Origin of the sequence: Bradyrhizobium sp. SK17 (genome assembly GCF_002831585.1) — a bacterium.
Classification (GTDB): domain Bacteria; phylum Pseudomonadota; class Alphaproteobacteria; order Rhizobiales; family Xanthobacteraceae; genus Bradyrhizobium.
This window is the reverse complement of record NZ_CP025113.1, coordinates 6,896,682-6,915,531: the sequence shown is the minus strand read 5'-3', so window position 1 is coordinate 6,915,531 and position 18,850 is coordinate 6,896,682. Positions and strand designations below refer to the sequence as shown.

Below are 18,850 nucleotides of genomic sequence, written 5' to 3'. Positions count from 1 at the left end.
CCGGTCATGACTCAGGTAATCGCCACAGGCTTTGCGATGGGGTGCATCTACGCGTTGGTAGGGTTTGGATTCATCCTGATCTACAATGCCACGCACGGTCTGAACTTCGCTCATGGCGAGTTCGTCATGTTCTCCGCCTACGTGTTCTATTCGGCTTTCACAGCAGGCCTCCCCATTTGGGCGGCCGCTGCCGTAGCGCTCGCCATCATGACCGCGTTCGGCGCGGTCTACTACCTTGTTCTGTTCGAGCCCCTGCGGAAGCGGCCGATGGTAGCCTTTATCATCGCGACCATCGGCGTTTCGATCATGTTGCGCAACCTGGCACTGATCGTGTGGGGGCCAAATCCTCTCAAGATGCCGTCTTTCCTTGCAATGAGCACCATTCGGGTCGGTGACATCGCGCTGACACCGGAAAATCTGTTCATCATTCTTGCAACGTTCGTTGCGCTGGTTGTGCAGTATATCCTGTTTTTCGGGACGGATCTTGGCAGGCGGATTCGAGCGACCGCCCAGAATCCCGAGATGTCGGAGCTTCTCGGCATTCGATTGAACAGGACGATTGTCATCACCTTCATGGTGTCGACGCTCCTGGCCGGCATAGCCGGTGTGCTGGTTGCTCCGATCTTCCTGATCGATCCGGATATGGGGGGCGGCTTGATCCTGAAGGCGTTCATCGGGGTGATCGTCGGTGGCTTCGGGAGCATCCCGGGAGCCGTAGTGGGTGGCCTGCTCGTCGGCGTGATGGAGATCCTGATCGCTGTCTTTGTCTCATCGACATTCCGGGACACGATTGTGTTCGGATTGCTGATCTTGCTCTTGCTGACGTTTCCTCGCGGAATATTCGGTGGTCCGGCGGAGGATCGCGTCTGATGACCCGTTACCTTCTCATTGCGCTCGCCGCGCTGGCGATATGTGTCCTGCCGTGGCTGGGACTGCCCGACTACTATGTGCGATTGATCAATCTGACGATCGTATTCGGTCTGCTTAGCGTGAGCCTGAACATTGTCATGGGCTACGCGGGCCAGATCTCACTGGGACATGCGGGATTCTTTGGAATTGGCGCCTACACATCCGCACTTCTTACGTCGGGATCGTCGGGTCTTGCATTCTGGCCCTGTTTTGGACTCGCCGGCGTGCTCGCCGGTCTTGTGGGCGTCTGTGTCGGCCTCCCGACACTCCGTCTGCGTGGCCACTATTTGGCGCTTGCCACGCTCGGGTTTGGCGAGATCATGCGTCAGCTCTTTCTGAACTGGCGGGCCGTCACTCATGGCATGGATGGAGTCGGCAATATCCCGGCGCCGTCGGTCGGCGGCTTTGCGTTTGATACAAACGAGCGCTTCTTCTATCTCGGCCTGGGTGTCCTGCTTGCTGTTCTTTTGCTGGTGAGCCGGTTCGACAAGTCGATCTTCGGGTTGAAGCTCAGAGCAATTCGCGATGCGGAACTCGCAGCCGGAGCGTCGGGCGTCAACGTGACGCTCGGAAAGGTCGGGGCGCTTGGGGTGAGCGCGGCGATCGCGGGTCTCGCTGGGTCGCTGTATGCGCATCTGCTGGCCTATATCAGTCCGGACGTGTTCTCCTTCGATCTCACTGCGCAGCTTCTTGCCATGGTCGTGATCGGCGGCGCAGGAACCGTCTTTGGGCCTGTGTTGGGAGCTGCGGCGATTATCTTCATGCCCGAAGTGCTGAGGGTCTCGGACGTCTACTATCAGCTGATATTCGGCGCAGGCATCGTGGCCATGATTCTCTTTCTTCCAATGGGATTGGGAGGGTGGCTTCGCGATCGCTTCCCCGGACTGTCTGCGGGCCGCTCCAGGCCGCCCGTGGCCGAGCCTGCTATCGTTGCGTCGGTGCAGGGAATCGAACGTGCGTCACTTTCAATCGTCCCTTCGGTCGATGAGCCGCCCAAGCCTTGCCCGGGCCCGTTGCTGGTTGCGAGGAGTGTCAGTCGGCAATTCGGCGGCCTGAAAGCGGTCGACGATCTGAACCTGGAAGTAAGGGCCGGCACGGTCCATGCGCTGATCGGTCCGAATGGCTCGGGAAAATCCACGTTCATCAATATGGCCAGCGGCATCTACAGGGTGAGTTCGGGAAGCATCGAGTTCGATGGTCGAACGATTGCGCAGGACAGAGTGTGGGATGTCGCTGATCATGGACTGGTGCGCACCTTCCAGAATTTGAGGCTGTTCTCAAGCCTGACGGTCGAGCAGAACGTCATGGTTGGCGCTAACGTAGATCTTAGGGGAGGCCTGGGAGGCGTTCTGCTAGGTGGCAAAGCTTCACAGGCGGACGTCGACGTCCTGCGCGATCAGGCAGAGTTGGCGATGCGGTTCGCTGGTGTGCTCGATTTGCGCGACCGGGTGGTGAAGACGCTTCCCCATGAAGTTCAGCGCATGGTCGAGATTGCGAGAGCGGTCGCGCGGCGCCCCAGAATGATCATGCTCGACGAACCGGCGGCGGGCCTCAATCCGAACGAAGCCGAGCGACTGGTCGAACGTATTCGCCGGCTGCGCCAGATCGGCATTACCGTGCTGATCGTGGAACACAACATGCCCCTGGTGATGCGCGTCGCCGACCGGATTACCGTCCTGAACTTCGGCCGCAAGATCGCTGAGGGATCCCCCCAGGATATCCGCAACGACCCGTTCGTCGTGGAAGCCTATCTTGGCAAGAAACTATCGAGGAGGTTGGAGCAACATGTCTCTGCTCGCAATTGATGGCCTCTCCACCGGGTATGGCGATGCTTCGGACGTCCTGCACGATGTATCCCTTCATGTGGAAGCCGGAGAGTTTGTCACACTGATCGGTGCAAACGGTGCCGGTAAATCCACGGCATTGCGGGCAATCATGGGTTTGTTGCGCCCCCGTCTCGGCTCGATCCGGTTTGACGGAAGGCCAGTCGATGGGCTGGCAACGGCCGACATTGTCCGGCTAGGTGCCTCGATGGTTCCGGAAGGGCGCGGCGTCATCCCGGGGCTCAGCGTTAATGACAACCTGCGGATTGCGGCTACCCCGTGGAAGGGCAGCGGCAGTGAACTTCTCAAGGAAATCGACAAGATATTTTCACTCTTTCCAGTCCTCGCACAGCGCCGCAATCAATCAGCCTGGTCGCTTTCTGGCGGCCAGCAGCAAATGCTCGCGATCGGCCGTGCGCTTGTGGCGCGGCCTAAGCTGGTCCTGCTTGACGAGCCGTCGCTTGGTCTTGCGCCTAACCTTGTCGAGCAGGTGTTCGAAACGCTGGGCGAGATCAACAGGGACGGAGTTTCCATACTTCTTGTGGAGCAGAACGCCTTGCTCGCGCTCGAGGTAAGCCATCGAGGCTACGTCTTTGAACTCGGGCGTGTCGTTGCTTCAGCCGCTGCTGCAGACCTGTTGGCGGACGAGCGTGTGAGTTCCGCCTATCTCGGTGGCTGATATTAGTACCGGCGGCCTGATTGAGGATAGCCGTCCCGGTCCGCGAAGCGGTCGGTTGATTGCTGGCATCATCTTCTCGCCATGTCGTAACTTCTAGGAGGGTACGGAAATGACCGCGATTATGAGCCAGAGCTCCGGAGATGACTTCGAACAGTTCGACCTCGCTGCCTTGTCGAGGGCCGAGCGTTACAAGATACTTACGGGAGCCGTCATCCCGAGACCGATCGCCTTTGTCACTTCGCTGGGCGCCAACGGCTTAGTGAATGCAGCGCCCTTCAGCCAGTTTGTCATTCTGGCTGTAGATCCGGGTCTGCTTGGATTCTCCGTTGGGCCAAGAGCGGGAAAATCGCACCCCAAGGACACCCTGGCGAACGTGAAGGAAACAGGCGAATTCGTCATCAACATGGTTCCGGAGGGCTGGGAAGAGGCTGTTCAACGAGCCAGTGATGAACATCCGCCGGAGGTCAGTGAAGTTGATCTGCTAGGCTTTAAGACAATCGCTTCCGCGAAAATCAGGACGCCGCGACTGCTCGGATCAAAGATCCAGTTCGAATGTATTCTGGATCAGATTGTGAACTTTGGTGACGCTCCGAACAGTCTCGTCGTTGGGCGCGTCATTGCGATGCACGTGAAGGCCGGTCTGACGGTGGATTGCAAGATCGACCCGAAGGCGTACTCACCAGTCGCGCGAATAGGCGGACGGAACTATGTGCGGCTCGGCGATGTGATGAAGGCTTGAGAGACCGGAGCCCGGAATTCGAGATCCGGACACTCGTCTTGGCGGCCCGGAACTGAAGGCGTCGGAGCTGTCAGCCCAGGATTATCAGGGCGCGACTTCTGCTCAGGTTTCCGTACGTACAATATGAGCGCGAACTGAAAGCGGCTGCTCGCGTACCCAACCCTTGCTACGCGCGTAGTCCAGCATGGCCTGGTACTTCTGTTGCCAGCCGGCGGCCAGGTTCGCCTGGGTCAGAGCGCTCCTGAGCCATTCTTCTTGAACCCAAAGGTGCTGCTCGCCATCCGGCTCGAGGACATCTGGCAATTGTAACTGATCGCCGGAGACGAGAGCCTCGAATTCGCGGAAATTGTCGGGACGCCGAAGTTCTACGCCGTCGGGAGTGACTACGATTTGCATGATCGTCCTTTCAGGTTAAGGGATATTGCCGCGTTTGTCGCCGTCTGGCATTTCGACAATGCGATTGAAGTCCTCGTTGTCTGGATAGCGCTCTACGCTGTTGGCCCAGCACCGTGCGACGCTGCCGGAAATAGGAAGGCTCAGCTCCAGAGCAGAAATCAGCGCGGCCGACAACTGCACGTCCTTGCGCATCAAGCCCATGGTGAATCCCGAATTGAAAGTATCGTTCAGAATCCATGTCTTGAAATTGTGCTCGGTGACCATGCTGCGACCGGTACCTGCGTTGATCGCATCCAGTACACGTTCGATCGAAACGCCTGCGGACCTTGTCATATGCATCACCTCACCGGCGATCGCCAGATGCGAGGACAGCAACAGGTTGTTGGCGATCTTGGCTACATGGCCGGCTCCGATGTCGCCGACACGGATCTGCCTGGCGCTCATTGCGCGCAGGACGGGCCCGGCACGCTCCCACGCGTCCTCGTTACATCCGATCATCATTGTCAGGGTTCCATCCCGTGCCCGAGCGGGTCCGCCGCTGACAGGCGCATCCATCATCCGTACCGTGACGGCGTCGAGCAGAGATGCCAGTCTTCGCGTTGTTTCCGGAGTAGACGTAGAGGTGTCGATGACGAGCATGCCGGACCTTGCGCTGTCCAGAATTCCACCAGGTCCCTCGATGACCGAGGCGACATCTGCGGGTGTCGGCAAGGACAGCACGATAGCGTCAGCCTCAGCACATACCGCCGAGACCGTTGGCGCAACCCGGATACCCAGTTCAAGGGACGCCCGCTCGCGGGTTGCCGCGGAAAGAGCCGTACCGATCACCTCGAATCCTGCACGCCTGAGACTCAATGCCATTCCCTGGCCAATGTTGCCAAGGCCGATCACGCCGATAGTGTTCATCTGTTCCTCATCAGGAAATGTTGGGTATGTGTCCGGCCGTGCACCGGCAACCCGGATTGACCGCACAGTCCGGTGTCCATGGCAGCCAGGAGCCGCTGTCAGGAAGTCCAAGGTGTCCCGTGCAACCGGGAAAGGCAGGGGTCAACCCACCTTCTCGATCAACCCGTGGAGAATATGCTTGAGCCGGCGCCCGTCGGATGCGGTCATCTTGGATAGCAACTCTACCTCTGCAGTGGCCGAAATAAGCCTCAGTTCGCGTACAGAGCGCCACGCCTTCTCGGTCAGCTTCAATGTCGTCGATTCCAATATCGGAGACGCAGCGAGCACCAGCCCGCGATCGAACAAGGCCTGTGCCTCGGCCGGCGTACAACGCTTGCCAGTAAAGCGGACCGCAGAGTCCAGCGCTGCTACCGTCTGTCCTTCCTTCATTGCGAGCATCTGAAGCAAGTATGAGTCGCTCGAGCTCCATCCGAGTTCGAGCCGCTTCTCGTAGTACTTCCTCCTGAATTGCATGAAGGCGCGCCACAGGAGATAGCTCAAATCCGTCGGAGCCATTGGGCCGTCGGGTTGCGGTGCTGGAAACGCGGCGAGCATTTCGGCAACCTCCCTGTACTGGCCGCTGTGAAATACCAGTGGCGGGGTGGCCTGGGTGGCAAATCGAAGCACCTCACCTACGAAAATCAGGTGATCGCCTCCCTCATATTCGTAAGCCGTCCTGCATTCGAACCGGGCGGCGGACTGTGCAAGCAGGGGAATTTGATCCTCGCCCCGCTCAAGGGGAACGCCTGCAAACCGGTCAGCTCCCTTGCGTGAAAACTGCGCTGACAGGTGCTCCTGATCAGCGGCGAGGACATGGATCGCAAAGTATCTGCTCGATCTGAATGCCTCCATCGCCGACGATGTTCTGGACAGACTCCAGAGGACAAGGGGCGGATCCAGCGACACCGAAGTAAAGCTGTTCGCTGTGAGGCCCATATCCACGCCTTCGGCTGACCGCGTTGTAACTACGCAAACGCCCGTGGCGAAGCAAGCCAGCGCGGTTCTCAATGCCCTCAGGTCTGAGGTGCCACCTGCAGGAGCGGTGCATGCTTCGGGTAGAGTGCGCGAAGGGCTGGCCATTTTGGTGACATTTCAGTTTTGCGAGTTATGACATGTTATTTTATGGCGCCAGCTTGTCAAGTTCGTAAAGCTGCGTCGATGCTTCACTCGCGGCTTGACTCTCTCTTTGAGGCGTTGCTAATACCAACAAAACTGAAATGTCAGTTTGTAAAAAAAGGAGTCGATAATGAAAGACAAGCGCACTGTCTCTGCTCCGGAGGCGGCAGACTGGGGGACGCTTCCGTATTGCCAGGGAGTGGTGAGCGGCGGATTTCTCTTCATCTCGGGGCAGCTCGGCATGGACCAGAAGACGGGAAAGCCCGCTGAAGGCATTCATGCCCAGGCTGAATCGATCCTGACCCAGATCAGGGGAATCCTCGCGGCGGCGGGGTGCACATTCGACGATGTGGTGCAGACGACCTGCTATCTCGTGAATCGCGCGCGTGACTACGATGGCTTCAATGAGGTCTACAAAAAGTACTTCACGGATCGCTCGAATTATCCGGCTCGGGCAACTGTCGAGGTGAAAGGGCTGGCGCCTGGCTACGTCCTGGAAATCCACGCCGTAGCCCGCTGTGCGGAAGCAGGCTAGCGGACGGCCTTGCACGCGGGAAGCGAGGGCATGCAGCCCGCTTGAATCGCTTCCGGCATTCGCTTCATTCGGGGCGGTGGCAACCTCGCACCGCTTTTGTGCTCAGGGCAGACGGTCGCATTCAGTCGATGGACTGGCCTGCTGTGCAGGTTGTGGGCGCGCGTTGCGGGCAACCAGATGCGCTCGCCGGCCTTCATCTTATCCAGTGTCTTGACCTGTCGCGTTGCTGGCGCGGCACTGACCCATACCAACAAGCAAAACGGGACGACAACCATGGAAATCGGGATTTTCACTCAGGGATATGTGCGCACGGACTCCAATCCACAGCAGCGGATCGCTGATGTCATCGAGCTGGCACGGGTAGCAGATGAGGAGGGTCTTGCGTCCTTCGGCATGTCCGAGCAGCACTTCAAATTCCCGACCAACTCCACAGGCCCCATCGCTGCAATCATGGCTGCGATCGCCCAGTGCACCAGCCGTATCCAGATCACGCCCGGGGCGGTGATTCTGCCGTTTCACCATCCGCTGAACGTTGCAGAAAGCTGGGCCGCCGTTGACATCATCAGCAATGGCAGACTGTATTTCGGGTATGGAAAGGGCAATACGCCGCTCACTGCAGATACGTATAACGTCCCGGTCTCGGAAACGGATGCGCGCACGGAAGAATGCCTTGAGGTCTTGCTGAAGGCCTGGGGTACCGAAAGGTTCTCTCATCAAGGCAAGTATTTCCAGATCCCCGAGCTTGCAGTTTGTCCACGGCCGGTTCAGCAGCCTCTGCCCCCGATGGCATACGCAGGTGCCTCGCTGCAGGCTGCCGAACTCGCCGGCAAGAAAAAGATGGGCTTCATGACCGCCTCGGTGGCGTCGTACCTGGAAGAGGTGGAAGGCATTCTGCGCGCGTACGAGGCTGCCTGGGAAACTGGCACTCCGATGCAGGGCACCAGGCCATTCAAGTTTTCAAGCCTGCTCGTGCACGGCCATGTTGCTCGTGACATGAAGGATATTCGCGAGCAGGTGTCGGATGGTGTCGTCAACTACGTCAATCGCGTCATTCACTACAAGCGGGTCTTTGCCGAGAGGCTTGGCAAGCCGAACCCTACTTACGGGCAGGAGTGGGTCGACAACTTCGACTACGTGATGGAGAACACACCTTGCGTGTTCGGCACCCCGGACGAGGCGATCAGACGGCTTCAGCGCATCAAGAAGGCGGGCTTCGATCGGGTCGACATCACTCTGGACTATGCGAAGCAGGAGGACCTCATCGAATGTGTGAGGCTGCTCGGCAGGGAAGTTGCGCCGGCACTGAGGGAGGAAAATTGAGATGAACCCGCTCGCACTCAGCGCCTTGCAGCTCTCACGTGAGCTGAAGGCCAGGCGAATCTCGCCTGTGGAGCTCATGCAACTCACGCTCGAGAAGGCGAAGAAGCTCAATGAAGAGTACTCCGCATTCATCACGATCGCCGGCGAGCAGGCACTGGCGCAGGCGAGAGAAGTCGAGCAGGCTTTTGCATCAGGCCGCGAGCTGCCGGTTTGTGCGGGCATCCCTGTCAGCGTGAAGGACACCGAGGACACGGCGGGGATCCGCACGACCTACGGCAGCCCGATCTACCGCAGCCATGTTCCTGAAGAGGACGGTGCCGCAGCGTCGAATCTTCGACGTTCGGGCGCCATCATCTTCGCGAAGAGCAATATGCCGTCATTCGCGCATAGCGATATGGGCAACAATCTTTTGGGTCCGCCGGCTCGCAACCCGCACATGCCGACGCATACGTCCGGCGGATCGAGCAGCGGCGCGGCGATAGCTGTCGCCGCCGGATTGTCTCCTTTCGCGCATGGTACCGACGGCTCAGGGTCGGTTCGCATTCCGGCGAGCCTGTGTGGCGTCGTCGGATTCAAGCCAAGCTACGGCAGAATTCCGCTCTGGCCAGTGCGCGATCTCTGGGCGGCGCGTTCACACAACGGTGTGCTTGCTCGCTCGGTTGAAGATGCCGCGGTTGGCATGCTGGCTCTTTCCGGACGGAATGACTTTGATCCGTTGGTCAACACGGAGAACGTCGATTGGCTGGCCTACGGAAAGCTGGCGTGCGTTGGACAACTCAGGGGCGCTTATCTCGAGCAGCTCGGTCTGGAGGCGCCCGACGAGGAGATCGCTGCCTGTTGTCGGCGGGCGGTCACGTTGCTTCAGGAGTCGGGAATGACGATCAATGATCATCGCGTGCACACTGAAGATACGCATGACTGGTACTGTGACCTCTGGCAACCGCTCTTTGCCCGTCAGCTTGAGCCCTTTGTCAAAGCCTGTCCGGAACTGGTGGATCCGACCCTCATGGCGATCGTGGAACGGGGAAGCGCCGTTGACATCGGGCGCTTCCTTGGCGCGCGGGAGGCCCGCTCACGCTTTCACACGGCGTTCACGCGACAGATGCAGTCCTTTTCCTATCTCATTACGCCAACCATGCCGTGCGTCGCCTGGTCGCTCGATGGTGCGGCGACCGTGAGAGGTGGGCGCCCCCCAAAATACGTGGGGCAGAGTACGAAGTGGGAGAGCGTCCATTTCTTCAACATTCTTGGCTGGCCGGCCATCACCGTCCCGTGTGGAAAGACACGTGACGGGCGACCGATCGGAATTCAGATTGTTGCGCGGAAGGATGACGATCTGCTCTGTCTCAAGATCGCAGAAGTGCTGGAACAGAAACTTGCTACCGGCGGGCGATCTGACTGACGGAGGTACGTTTCAGACGTCGTAGGGCGGGACGCGTCAGTCGATCCGGCAATGGCTGATTCGACTGACGAGCGTCTTGCCGAACCGGAGGCAGGGATAACCTTGATGCGGATGGTCGATTTATGTTCTGAAAGCGCGGGAGTCTGCTCGGGCCGGGGGATTATCTTGACAGTTCCTCGCCTTATGGTGACAGATAACAGTGGAAGCAACCCATTGACGATGTTTTCACAAATGACGATGAGCAGACGCGAGGAGGCCTACGAGCGGGTACTGGAGGCCATTGTATTTGGCGATCTGGCACCCGGATCGGCTGTGGATGAGAAGGGGCTGGCACAGAGCTTTGATATCGGTCTTGCCGGCATTCGCGATGCGCTTGCTCGACTTGAAATTGAGGGGATGGTCGAGCGGCAACCTCGAATCGGCACGAAGATTGCGGCCTTGGGGGTGCGTGAGCTTCAGGATCTGTATGAGATGCGGGTCATGGTAGAGCCGGTTGCCGCCAACATGGCTGCGAAGCGGGCCGAAGACTTGGACATCAGGAAACTTCTGGATTTAGGCAAGCGGTACCGCGAGATCGTCAAGACACGAAACATACGTGAACTCGTCGGCGTCGATCAGCAGTTTCATCGATCCGTCGCTGCGGCAACGAAGAATGCGTTTCTCGAGCGGCAGATCACCGTTCTGTCCAACAATGCTCTCCGCTTCTGGTACGCCAATTCGCCGAGGATGACCGATCAGGCCCGACGTGAGAACCTTGCCGATCACCTCGAGGTAATCGCCGCTATCCAGCGACGCGATGCGGAAGGCGCAGAACGTGCGATGAGACATCTGCTGAGCGAGTTTCCCAAGTTCGTCGACTTTCGCCGGAAGAACTAGGCTGACGAAAATGGACAGGACATGAAGTGTCCTGATCAGGAAACCAGTCCCCGACGGCGGTTCTGAAGAATCAATTCTGGTCGAGGGCGGAATGCGCGCCTTCGGCGTTGCGGCTGGCGTCATCGCTCGCCTTGTGGGTCACCCGCGCCGTTTCCGGTGATGGAGTGGCCTTGATGTGCTGTGCAATCCAGTCCGGTTCTGCCTGCCTTCAGGAGGATACCAAATGCTGTCCGTGTTCGATATTTTCAAGGTTGGCATCGGTCCCTCAAGTTCGCACACGGTCGGTCCGATGCGTGCGACGTTGATGTTCGCAAGCTCGCTCAAGGCGCGAGGTTTGCTTCCGCGCGTGGCCCGCGTGCAGGTTGAGCTGTTCGGTTCTCTGGGGGCAACCGGCCGCGGCCACGCGACGGACCAGGGCGTGATGCTGGGCCTGCTGGGGGAAGCGCCGGACACCGTTGACCCGGCTCGCGCAGCAACACTGTTGACAGCGGTCAGGCGCGACAAGCGCCTGCCGCTGCTGGGGGCTTACCCGATCGCATTCGACCCGCCGCGCGACATTGTTTTTCTAGGCGAACGCTCGCTCCCTCAGCATCCGAACGCGATGCGAGCGGTAGCGCTCGATGAGCTGGGACAGGTTTTACATGAGGCGCATTACTTCTCGGTGGGTGGGGGTTTCGTGGTCGAGGGCGACGCGGGCGCACCAGCCGACGTTGGCCATGCGGTCAGGTTGCCTTTTGTGTTCCGGACCGGGGACGAACTGCTTGCGCTGACACGGGAGCAGGGCGGCTCAATCGCCCGGCTGGTAATGGCCAACGAGTGCTGCTGGCGCACGGAAGCTGAAGTGCGTGACGGATTGCTTCAGATCTGGAGAGTCATGCAGGCATCTGTGTCGCGCGGCCTGGGTGTGGATAACGCGGATGCTGAACAGCCGTTGCCTGGCCCGCTGCACCTGCGCCGCCGTGCGCCGGCCCTGTATCGCCGCCTGATGCAGGACGCAGGCAATGATCCGTTGACGCTGATGGATTGGGTCAATGCCTTCGCCATGGCCGTCAATGAGGAGAACGCAGCCGGCGGGCGAGTGGTTACCGCTCCAACGAACGGTGCTGCCGGCATAGTGCCTGCTGTGTTGCACTACTACATGCGCTTCGTGCCCGGCGCCAATGATGACGGTGTGGTTGAATTCCTTTTGACGGCCGCCGCGATCGGCATGCTCTACAAGACCAACGCGTCCATCTCCGGTGCCGAAGTGGGCTGCCAGGGCGAGGTGGGTGTGGCATGCTCGATGGCCGCAGGCGCGCTGGTCGCCGCGCAGGGCGGTACGCCTGCACAGGTGGAGAACGCGGCCGAAATCGGCATGGAGCACAACCTTGGCCTGACCTGCGATCCGGTGGGGGGACGCGTGCAGATCCCTTGCGTCGAGCGCAATGCGATGGGTGCGGTGAAGGCCATCAATGCTGCGCGGATGGCGCTGCTTGGTGATGGCACGCACAGCGTTTCGCTTGACGCCGTGATCCGCACCATGAAGCAAACCGGCGAGGACATGAAGTCCACCTACAAGGAGACGTCGCTGGGCGGTCTGGCAGTGAATGTCGTGGAGTGTTAGAGGCCTGCAGATCGTCCGTTGTTATTGACAAAACTGAAATTTCAGTTATATTGATTTGCCTTCGGTAGCGCACGCATTCGCTCCTGGGTGTCGCGGCAAGGCGCCGGGAAGATTGCAGCGCCTCGGATGGATTGCGGTCAGCTACGGGCTGCTCTGACGTCGCGCGAGGAAACAAGAGGGGTTGCGTCGACGCCACGAGAGAAGGTTTGGTATGAGCAGATTCATTGCTGGTGCCCAACCGGAAGAAGGCGGTACCCGATCGGGGGACAGGCAAATTCTTGCGCAGACAAACGGGCAACCATCCACGAGGAATGTGCTTCTGGCTGGCCTTGCGGTGGCCGAGCGCGCGGCAATTGGCCCGCTTCTCGAGCCATGTCGTCTGAAGGCGCGAACGATCCTGCAAGAGCCCAGGCGACGTGTTGACCACGTCTACTTTCTGGAATCGGGCATCGTTTCGCTGCGGATCGTTGCGCCGGAAGGTCTGCTCGAGACTGCCATTACAGGGTACAGGGGAGCTGTCGGAATACCGTTTCTTCTCGGGGGATCCATTCCGACCCAGCAATCCATCGTTCTCTTCTCCGGAAACTCGTTGCGAATCCGTTCAGACGATCTGCGTCGCGTCATGAGAGAATATCCGGATGTTCTTGAGCGGCTGCTGCGCTACGCTCAGGCGTTGAACGTCCACAGCACGCAAGCAGCTCTCTGTGGCGCCCGACACGAGTTGATGCCGCGTCTGGCATGCTGGCTTTGTCTGGCAGCCGATGCCATCGATGGCGACGTTCTGCCGGTCACTCACGACTACCTCTCAATGGCGCTGGCAATGCGGCGCGCCGGAGTGACTGAAGCGCTTCTGCGATTCGAGGAGCTCGGCTTGATAAGAAAGATGCGTGGCGTACTGCAGATCAACGATCATAGAGGCCTCCAGCAGAAGGCCTGTGGTTGTTACAGTGTCATTTCGGGGGCGTATGCGCAGGCCGAGAATGCTGCGGGATATCGGCTGGATGACTTTCTTGGACGGCCGCTTTCCAGAGCCTGATCTTGAATCACGGACATTCTCGACGACAGTCCGGACGTGCGTACGAGACCGGAACGAGAGAATGCATGGCCGACGCAAAATGATAACAGTCCTCTACAGGCTAGGTCGACCGACCGCGTGACTGGCTCAGATCAGGATCACGAAGCGCGGGCCTGGTCCGTGTTGAGTACGTATCGAACGCTTCTGGCGCCATTCAGTCACACCGTCGTCATCGAATATTCGGTTCGTCCGCAACGTACCTAGTTCGCGCTCTGCGCAGCAGGTTTCTTCATTCATCGTAGCAATGCGAGGAGCGGAGTCGTCCGCTTTGCGCCTCTCGAGAGCCTGGCTCTGTCAGCATCGTTTTCGATCCTGACCGGAAACCGCTTCGGGGGAGGGGGCGGACATTCACAGGAGGTGGATAGGCCGCATTTTTGTTTGCAACGGTTTGGAGGTTTAACATGAAGGTGACAAAAAGCCTTGTTCTCGGCTCGGCCGCAGCTCTCGTCGCAGTTGGTGGAGCCCGTGCAGCAGATCTTCCGCTGAAGGCCAAGGCGGTCGAGTACGTGAAGGTGTGCTCCCTGTACGGGCCGGGCTTCTACTACGTTCCGGGTACCGACACCTGCATCAAGCTCGGTGGCTACATGCGGGTTGACGTCGTCGCAAACTCGAACGCTGACAACAATGGAAACACCTCCGGCGCTGGCGGCGCGAATAACCGCTTTACCAACGGTTACACCGGGCGCTCGCGTGCGGATGTCAGCCTCGATACCCGGACGGCGACGGAATATGGCGTGGTTCGTACTTACATGGACGCCAACTTCAACTGGACGACCGACAACTATTCGGGGAATCCGGCCGTAGCCGGCTCGACGATCTACTCCGCTCTTGGTGGAAGCGCGACGGTGTCTCCGGCCCAGGCACCGAACAACGCGAGCGCAGGTGCCGTCGCCGCGGGCACAGTCGGTGTCTATTATGCGTTCATCCAGTTTGCAGGATTCACGATCGGCAAGGCGATCTCACAGTTCAGCCCGCCGTGGACCAACTATCCCGGAAACACTTTCGACGGTCTGGTCGGAGGCACCAGCACGATCACCGGCGTGAACCAGTTCTCCTACACCGCCGACTTTGGTCAGGGAATGACGCTTTCGGTTTCGGCGCAAGACCCGACTGCATACTTTCAGGCCGGAGTGAACAATATCAGTGCCGGCGGTGCTTACGGCGCCAGCGACTACGCCGGAACGATCGTTCCCGATTTCATCGCTTCGCTTCGGGTCGATCAGGCCTGGGGACTGTTCCAGGCATCATTTGCGGCGCACGATAGTCACGCCGCGTATTACGGTGGTACTGAGCTTGCCGGGCACCCGGACGACAGATGGGGCTGGGCCGGTCAGCTGGCCTTGTCGATCAGGAATATCCCGACAGGAGCCGGCGATACGATCAATATCCAGGGCGTCTATACCGACGGTGCAACCCGCTACAACATTTCTGAACTGGCTGGCGGGTGGGCTGGAGCGAACACAGTCTATGGCGGCACCAGCCTGGCCGGTGCCTACCAGAGCGTCGGCTTCGGATTCGCGCCGGATTCAGTGTTCGCGGTCGGCACCCAGCAGCAACTGATCCAGACCTGGGGCATGCGCGGTGCGTACACGCACAACTGGGATCCATTCTGGAATTCGTCCATCTACGGTGCGTACGCTGCTGTACGTTACAATAGCGCCTCGAAGTCGTTGATCTGTGGCGTGGGCGGCGTCGGGGGCTCGTTCCGCGCTGTATTTGGCGCTGCCGGCGTCACCAGCTGCGATCCGGACTACAACATTGCGCAGCTCGGTGTGATTACGCGCTGGACGCCGGTCAAGAATCTGACCTTCTCAGGCGACCTGACCTACACCCATCTTGATCAGAAGTATGCCGGTACAGTCACGACGGCCAGCGCTTCGATCGGCAAGCCTGCAGCCGTGTACGAACTCAAGGACCAGAACACTCTGCTTATGCTCCTCCGTGCACAGCGAAACTTCTAGTTCACCGCAAGCAAAGGGAGAAGCTGCTCGTCTTCAGTAAAATCTCCGAGGCCTCCGGCATGCCCACCGGAGGTCTTCCTTGTCGATAATGGAAGTCGCCCGCATGCAGTGGCTTCATGAGCCAGTGCGAATTTCCTCCCTGACTTGAGCTGCTCCGTGGAGCAGCTCTCTTTTTCGATCGCTACGGCCTTGACCCTGACGAGGGCGGTCGTGCGATACCGCGTAGCGGTATTACTCTGTCCCTTGGTGCCTTGAGGCCGTTCGCATAGCTCTTCAGTATTCCGCTGGATATTCACCGCAAATTTGGGTGTTGATCCGTAGTTGGAGCAGCTTGCTGGAGGGACCGTAGTTGCCACACGGTGCGCTGAACGTTGCCATGACGGCGTTGAGTCTCCAAAGCAATGTATGCCGACCTCGGTTACCTTGGGGTTCTCGCAACTGCGCCTTGAACTTGTGCTAAGTCAGGCCGACATTGTCGGACGACACAAGCAAGATCGAGCGCGTTCCGGTCTTTCGCCTCCTTGAGCCGATCATCCAGCTTGTTTACGGATTATGATCACGTAGTAGGCACACGTTACCAAGCCTGAATTCGAGAATGTATAGGGCGACTTGATTTCAAAGTGCATCGTATCGCCTTGGCAAAGGACGTATTCGTCGTCGCCCAAGTGCACGATAAGCTCCTCTTCCTGAACGATGATGAACTTCTCAGTTGGGACGGAGTAAGCTGGGAGAAGACCAGATGATTCATCGAGAATTCACGGATCGTAGAAATAGTGCGTAAGAGGCAACGTTTGCGCGCGCCAGACCTCGCCACAGGTTCACGAAGCTGCGCGTTCTGGTTGCCCGAGAACGAGGCGGCGATGTTGTCGAACACGACGAGCGCTGGGCGCAGCGCGATCACTTTTGCCTTGATCGCAGTGAACAGCGGGGGCTTTCGTGACGCCCTTATCGGCCAGCGCGAGTGCACCATCGCGGATATCCGCGGACACCAAAATGCAGGTTGATCAACTCGTGCATGTCAAACGCCAGTTCTCGAGCGATGCGATGCGTCCTGCGCCGTATCTCGCGCTCGCTCCTCCACCAATAGGAAAACCGCCGGACGGAGCTCGATCACGATCCCGAGCCAATCCTGTGCGCCGCGCGCGGACGCGCAGCTCGCCAGCGGCATCGTCATCGTCTTTCCCGTGCCGCCGTCTCCCGACAGGATCGTGACGTCGGCCCGTGGAGTCTTTCCGTGCGCAAACCAGTCGACCGGTGGCGGCTGCTCAGCTGGCCACTCCGGCAGAGTGACAAATTGCACCGGCAGAGCTGCTTGCTTGGCGTCGATGGCTCAAAGTCATTCCTCGAGCTGTTCCCGCCCCGGACAGTGCCGCCGCGCGATGCGATTTGTCGTGGGTAACATTACGTCCCAGGGCGTCAGTGAATGGTCGAGCCCTTTGTGGTGCGGCGGCGATAGCCGGCCGTGATGAGAGCTGTTGGCCGTCTTCGTCATCATCGCGTCACAACATTTGGGTGATTATCTTCTTACCGTCAATTACAGATAGAATTCGTGCCTGACCGGAACAAGAAAGTTCTCACGCCTCCAATGTCATCGCGGGAAAGTCATGATCAGATTCATGTGGGCGCTTTTGGTGTGCGTATTGAGTTTCTCCGTACAGGCGTCCGCGTCATGTAGTTCGCAGCCAGGCTTGCAGCTGCAGTTCTTCTCCACGAGCCAGCTCAGTCAGATCGCGTCGGCCGCCGCGCAGACAACGGAAACTCAGTTTAATGCAGCCCAAGGTCAGCTCGCGGCCCAGCTGACCAGCTTGTTCGGCTCCACCAAGAGCGCAATTCTGTCGAAATTGACGGCGGCCTCGCCACTCTACGGCAGCATCAACGACGATGGCCTGGCGCTGATTTTCACGAGCACGTTGGCGTTCGAATTGATCGACGCATGCACGCGCATCAATACCACGATGTCGGCAATCGATACGATCAACAATCGGGCGACGATGGGGGTCGCCTGCCAGGGGTTTGCGTCCCTGGCATTGCAACTGTTCTATCAGATCAAGCCAAATTCAACGCTCATGGTGACCAATTTCGGTACCAGCCGGGATTCGTCGGTGGACGATCACTCGATCATTGCAGCGTTTGGGTCCGGCACCGGTGGTGGGTCCGGCGTCGACTTGTTCGTCGACCCAACTGTGTCGATCGTGGCGCCCGTGAGCCTCTGGGGGCTGCTAACCCACCAAAGCGTCGCGCAGTCGGCGATCGTCCAGTTTTCGCAACGGGTGGGCAATCCCGAGGGTGTCTATCGGCAGGAAGACATCGGCATGATCACCCAGGGGACGCTGGACTTCCGGACGCTGCTCTATGCGTATTCCGGCCTCTCCGATCCCGCAAATCCGACATTTGGAAAGACGCGCTTCCTCGATCCAACCCCAATTAACCGCACGTACCAGGTGTACGATCTCACCAGCGCCGCGGCGTCGTCGAACATAACCGCACCGGCATTCTGGTATGTTGACGGAGTTGCCGGCGATCTGTGGGAGCTCTCGTCGGCCGGGCTCTACAATACCGGGTACAATGCCTCTGCCATTAGTTCGGTCACAAACGGCATCTACTTCATCCAGGCAAAAACCGGCTACCTGCTGGCTTACCTGACCGGCACTTCCGGGTTTTTCAATGTGACGTCGGGTGGAGCAAATCTTCAAGCGACCAGCATGGCGCCGCATGTGAGCAACGCGTATCTATGGTTTGTCGATCCCAGCACCAAGCTTTGGTATACGAACTCCGCTGGGCAAGCCTTCGTGGGCAACACGGGCGGCACGACCATGGTCGTCGGCACCGGAGATACCGTGCAGCAACTGACGGCGGGAGGGCAGCTCTACGAAGCGACCGCCGCGCATAGCTTTACTCTCGTCGATGCCAGCGTCCACGGCCTGTGGCAGTCGAAGCCCACCGGTTGGGATTTCGCGACGAGCCCAAAGTGCCAAACCACGTCCGACCCGGCTTGCCGCGGCGATGCGGTCAAGCTCGATGCGTGGAACGGCAATTATGGCACCCTTTATTATCGCGACGGGACCAAGACCACGCCGGCGTGGGCGCAGATCCACACTGACGTCGCTACCGTCTTGCTCGGATACCAGGGACCCACGGTCAACTACCTCACCGGTGCGGGCAATATTTGCTATTTCAACTCGAGTGCGGAGTGGGGAGTTGGCGGATACAACAACGAGTTGATTCCAAGCACAGACTGGTCGGCGACCACCGGAACGCCGCCCCTGCCATCGCCGCCTTCTCCGTGGGGGACCCTTGCGTACTACGGAGATCCGAGCCAGTCCGGAAAGCTCTCCATCCAGGCGGCAAATTCAAACGGCTATTCCTATTACAAGCTTTCGGATCGTTGGGTCGACGCGGCGGTGAACAACGTCGCCTGTCCTTGAGACGGGACTGTTGCCACCGCCGTGGGCGCGGGACCTGACAAATAGG

16 protein-coding genes are annotated in these 18,850 nt (G+C 59.2%); 12 read left to right on the top strand and 4 right to left on the bottom strand.

The annotated features are described in order from the left end of the window. The first annotated feature begins 6 nt into the window (after positions 1-6). From CWS35_RS32065 to CWS35_RS32050, 4 genes are all read left to right on the top strand, one after another. On the top strand, positions 7-870 hold the full coding sequence (locus CWS35_RS32065) for a branched-chain amino acid ABC transporter permease (protein ID WP_100554859.1): 864 nt from the start codon (positions 7-9) through the stop codon (positions 868-870). Continuing rightward, on the top strand, positions 870-2,714 hold the full coding sequence (locus CWS35_RS32060; RefSeq protein ID WP_100955361.1) for an ATP-binding cassette domain-containing protein: 1,845 nt from the start codon (positions 870-872) through the stop codon (positions 2,712-2,714). Before CWS35_RS32065 ends, CWS35_RS32060 begins: the two co-directional genes overlap by 1 nt. Next, positions 2,695-3,411: an ABC transporter ATP-binding protein gene (locus CWS35_RS32055; RefSeq protein ID WP_029879509.1), complete on the top strand. Its 717-nt coding sequence runs from the start codon at positions 2,695-2,697 to the stop codon at positions 3,409-3,411. Before CWS35_RS32060 ends, CWS35_RS32055 begins: the two co-directional genes overlap by 20 nt. Positions 3,412-3,520: 109 nt before the next feature. Then, the gene (locus CWS35_RS32050) at positions 3,521-4,150 is read left to right on the top strand and encodes a flavin reductase family protein (protein ID WP_024582712.1); all 630 of its coding nucleotides are present in this window, start codon (positions 3,521-3,523) and stop codon (positions 4,148-4,150) included. A gap of 102 nt (positions 4,151-4,252) precedes the next feature. Here CWS35_RS32050 and CWS35_RS32045 read toward each other — a convergent pair whose 3' ends face one another. From CWS35_RS32045 to CWS35_RS32035, 3 genes are all read right to left on the bottom strand, one after another. After that, on the bottom strand, positions 4,253-4,546 hold the full coding sequence (locus CWS35_RS32045; protein ID WP_024582713.1) for a hypothetical protein: 294 nt from the start codon (positions 4,544-4,546) through the stop codon (positions 4,253-4,255). Between the two features lie 15 nt (positions 4,547-4,561). Next, complete coding sequence (locus CWS35_RS32040; protein WP_024582714.1) at positions 4,562-5,452, bottom strand: NAD(P)-dependent oxidoreductase; 891 nt, start codon at positions 5,450-5,452, stop codon at positions 4,562-4,564. Positions 5,453-5,593: 141 nt separating this feature from the next. Next, on the bottom strand, positions 5,594-6,571 hold the full coding sequence (locus CWS35_RS32035; protein ID WP_029879513.1) for a flavin reductase family protein: 978 nt from the start codon (positions 6,569-6,571) through the stop codon (positions 5,594-5,596). 166 nt (positions 6,572-6,737) lie between these two features. On the opposite strand from CWS35_RS32035, the gene CWS35_RS32030 reads away from it, so the two are divergent. The 7 genes from CWS35_RS32030 (at position 6,738) to CWS35_RS32000 (ending at position 15,379) form a co-directional block, all read left to right on the top strand. Further along, positions 6,738-7,142, top strand: a complete 405-nt coding sequence (locus CWS35_RS32030; protein ID WP_024582716.1) for a RidA family protein — start codon at positions 6,738-6,740, stop codon at positions 7,140-7,142. Positions 7,143-7,319: 177 nt separating this feature from the next. Continuing rightward, the gene (locus tag CWS35_RS32025) at positions 7,320-8,462 is read left to right on the top strand and encodes an LLM class flavin-dependent oxidoreductase (RefSeq protein ID WP_051404317.1); all 1,143 of its coding nucleotides are present in this window, start codon (positions 7,320-7,322) and stop codon (positions 8,460-8,462) included. A gap of 1 nt (position 8,463) precedes the next feature. Beyond that, entirely contained in the window at positions 8,464-9,864 is a 1,401-nt protein-coding gene (locus CWS35_RS32020; protein ID WP_024582718.1) for an amidase, read from the top strand. A 51-nt stretch (positions 9,865-9,915) separates the two neighbouring features. Then, the gene (locus CWS35_RS32015; RefSeq protein ID WP_081725952.1) at positions 9,916-10,740 is read left to right on the top strand and encodes a GntR family transcriptional regulator; all 825 of its coding nucleotides are present in this window, start codon (positions 9,916-9,918) and stop codon (positions 10,738-10,740) included. Positions 10,741-10,963: 223 nt separating this feature from the next. Then, on the top strand, positions 10,964-12,343 hold the full coding sequence (locus CWS35_RS32010; RefSeq protein WP_024582720.1) for an L-serine ammonia-lyase: 1,380 nt from the start codon (positions 10,964-10,966) through the stop codon (positions 12,341-12,343). Positions 12,344-12,554: 211 nt separating this feature from the next. Next, complete coding sequence (locus CWS35_RS32005; RefSeq protein ID WP_024582721.1) at positions 12,555-13,379, top strand: Crp/Fnr family transcriptional regulator; 825 nt, start codon at positions 12,555-12,557, stop codon at positions 13,377-13,379. A gap of 440 nt (positions 13,380-13,819) precedes the next feature. Then, positions 13,820-15,379: a porin gene (locus CWS35_RS32000; protein ID WP_024582722.1), complete on the top strand. Its 1,560-nt coding sequence runs from the start codon at positions 13,820-13,822 to the stop codon at positions 15,377-15,379. Positions 15,380-16,397: 1,018 nt separating this feature from the next. On the opposite strand, the gene CWS35_RS40740 is transcribed toward CWS35_RS32000, so the two are convergent. Beyond that, on the bottom strand, positions 16,398-16,679 hold the full coding sequence (locus tag CWS35_RS40740; protein WP_024582723.1) for an AAA family ATPase: 282 nt from the start codon (positions 16,677-16,679) through the stop codon (positions 16,398-16,400). Positions 16,680-17,067: 388 nt separating this feature from the next. Between CWS35_RS40740 and CWS35_RS31990 the strand changes: the two genes are divergently transcribed. Beyond that, complete coding sequence (locus tag CWS35_RS31990) at positions 17,068-18,804, top strand: hypothetical protein (protein ID WP_100955360.1); 1,737 nt, start codon at positions 17,068-17,070, stop codon at positions 18,802-18,804. The last annotated feature ends 46 nt before the right edge of the window (positions 18,805-18,850 follow it).

Excerpts from the sequence above, each read along its gene's own strand:
- CWS35_RS32065 (WP_100554859.1), top strand. The coding sequence starts at position 7 with ATGACTCAGGTAATCGCCACAGGCTTTGCGATGGGGTGCATCTACGCG.
- CWS35_RS32060 (WP_100955361.1), top strand. The coding sequence starts at position 870 with ATGACCCGTTACCTTCTCATTGCGCTCGCCGCGCTGGCGATATGTGTC.
- CWS35_RS32055 (WP_029879509.1), top strand. The coding sequence starts at position 2,695 with ATGTCTCTGCTCGCAATTGATGGCCTCTCCACCGGGTATGGCGATGCT.
- CWS35_RS32050 (WP_024582712.1), top strand. The coding sequence starts at position 3,521 with ATGACCGCGATTATGAGCCAGAGCTCCGGAGATGACTTCGAACAGTTC.
- CWS35_RS32045 (WP_024582713.1), bottom strand. The coding sequence starts at position 4,546 with ATGCAAATCGTAGTCACTCCCGACGGCGTAGAACTTCGGCGTCCCGAC.
- CWS35_RS32040 (WP_024582714.1), bottom strand. The coding sequence starts at position 5,452 with ATGAACACTATCGGCGTGATCGGCCTTGGCAACATTGGCCAGGGAATG.
- CWS35_RS32035 (WP_029879513.1), bottom strand. The coding sequence starts at position 6,571 with ATGGCCAGCCCTTCGCGCACTCTACCCGAAGCATGCACCGCTCCTGCA.
- CWS35_RS32030 (WP_024582716.1), top strand. The coding sequence starts at position 6,738 with ATGAAAGACAAGCGCACTGTCTCTGCTCCGGAGGCGGCAGACTGGGGG.
- CWS35_RS32025 (WP_051404317.1), top strand. The coding sequence starts at position 7,320 with ATGCGCTCGCCGGCCTTCATCTTATCCAGTGTCTTGACCTGTCGCGTT.
- CWS35_RS32020 (WP_024582718.1), top strand. The coding sequence starts at position 8,464 with ATGAACCCGCTCGCACTCAGCGCCTTGCAGCTCTCACGTGAGCTGAAG.
- CWS35_RS32015 (WP_081725952.1), top strand. The coding sequence starts at position 9,916 with ATGGCTGATTCGACTGACGAGCGTCTTGCCGAACCGGAGGCAGGGATA.
- CWS35_RS32010 (WP_024582720.1), top strand. The coding sequence starts at position 10,964 with ATGCTGTCCGTGTTCGATATTTTCAAGGTTGGCATCGGTCCCTCAAGT.
- CWS35_RS32005 (WP_024582721.1), top strand. The coding sequence starts at position 12,555 with ATGAGCAGATTCATTGCTGGTGCCCAACCGGAAGAAGGCGGTACCCGA.
- CWS35_RS32000 (WP_024582722.1), top strand. The coding sequence starts at position 13,820 with ATGAAGGTGACAAAAAGCCTTGTTCTCGGCTCGGCCGCAGCTCTCGTC.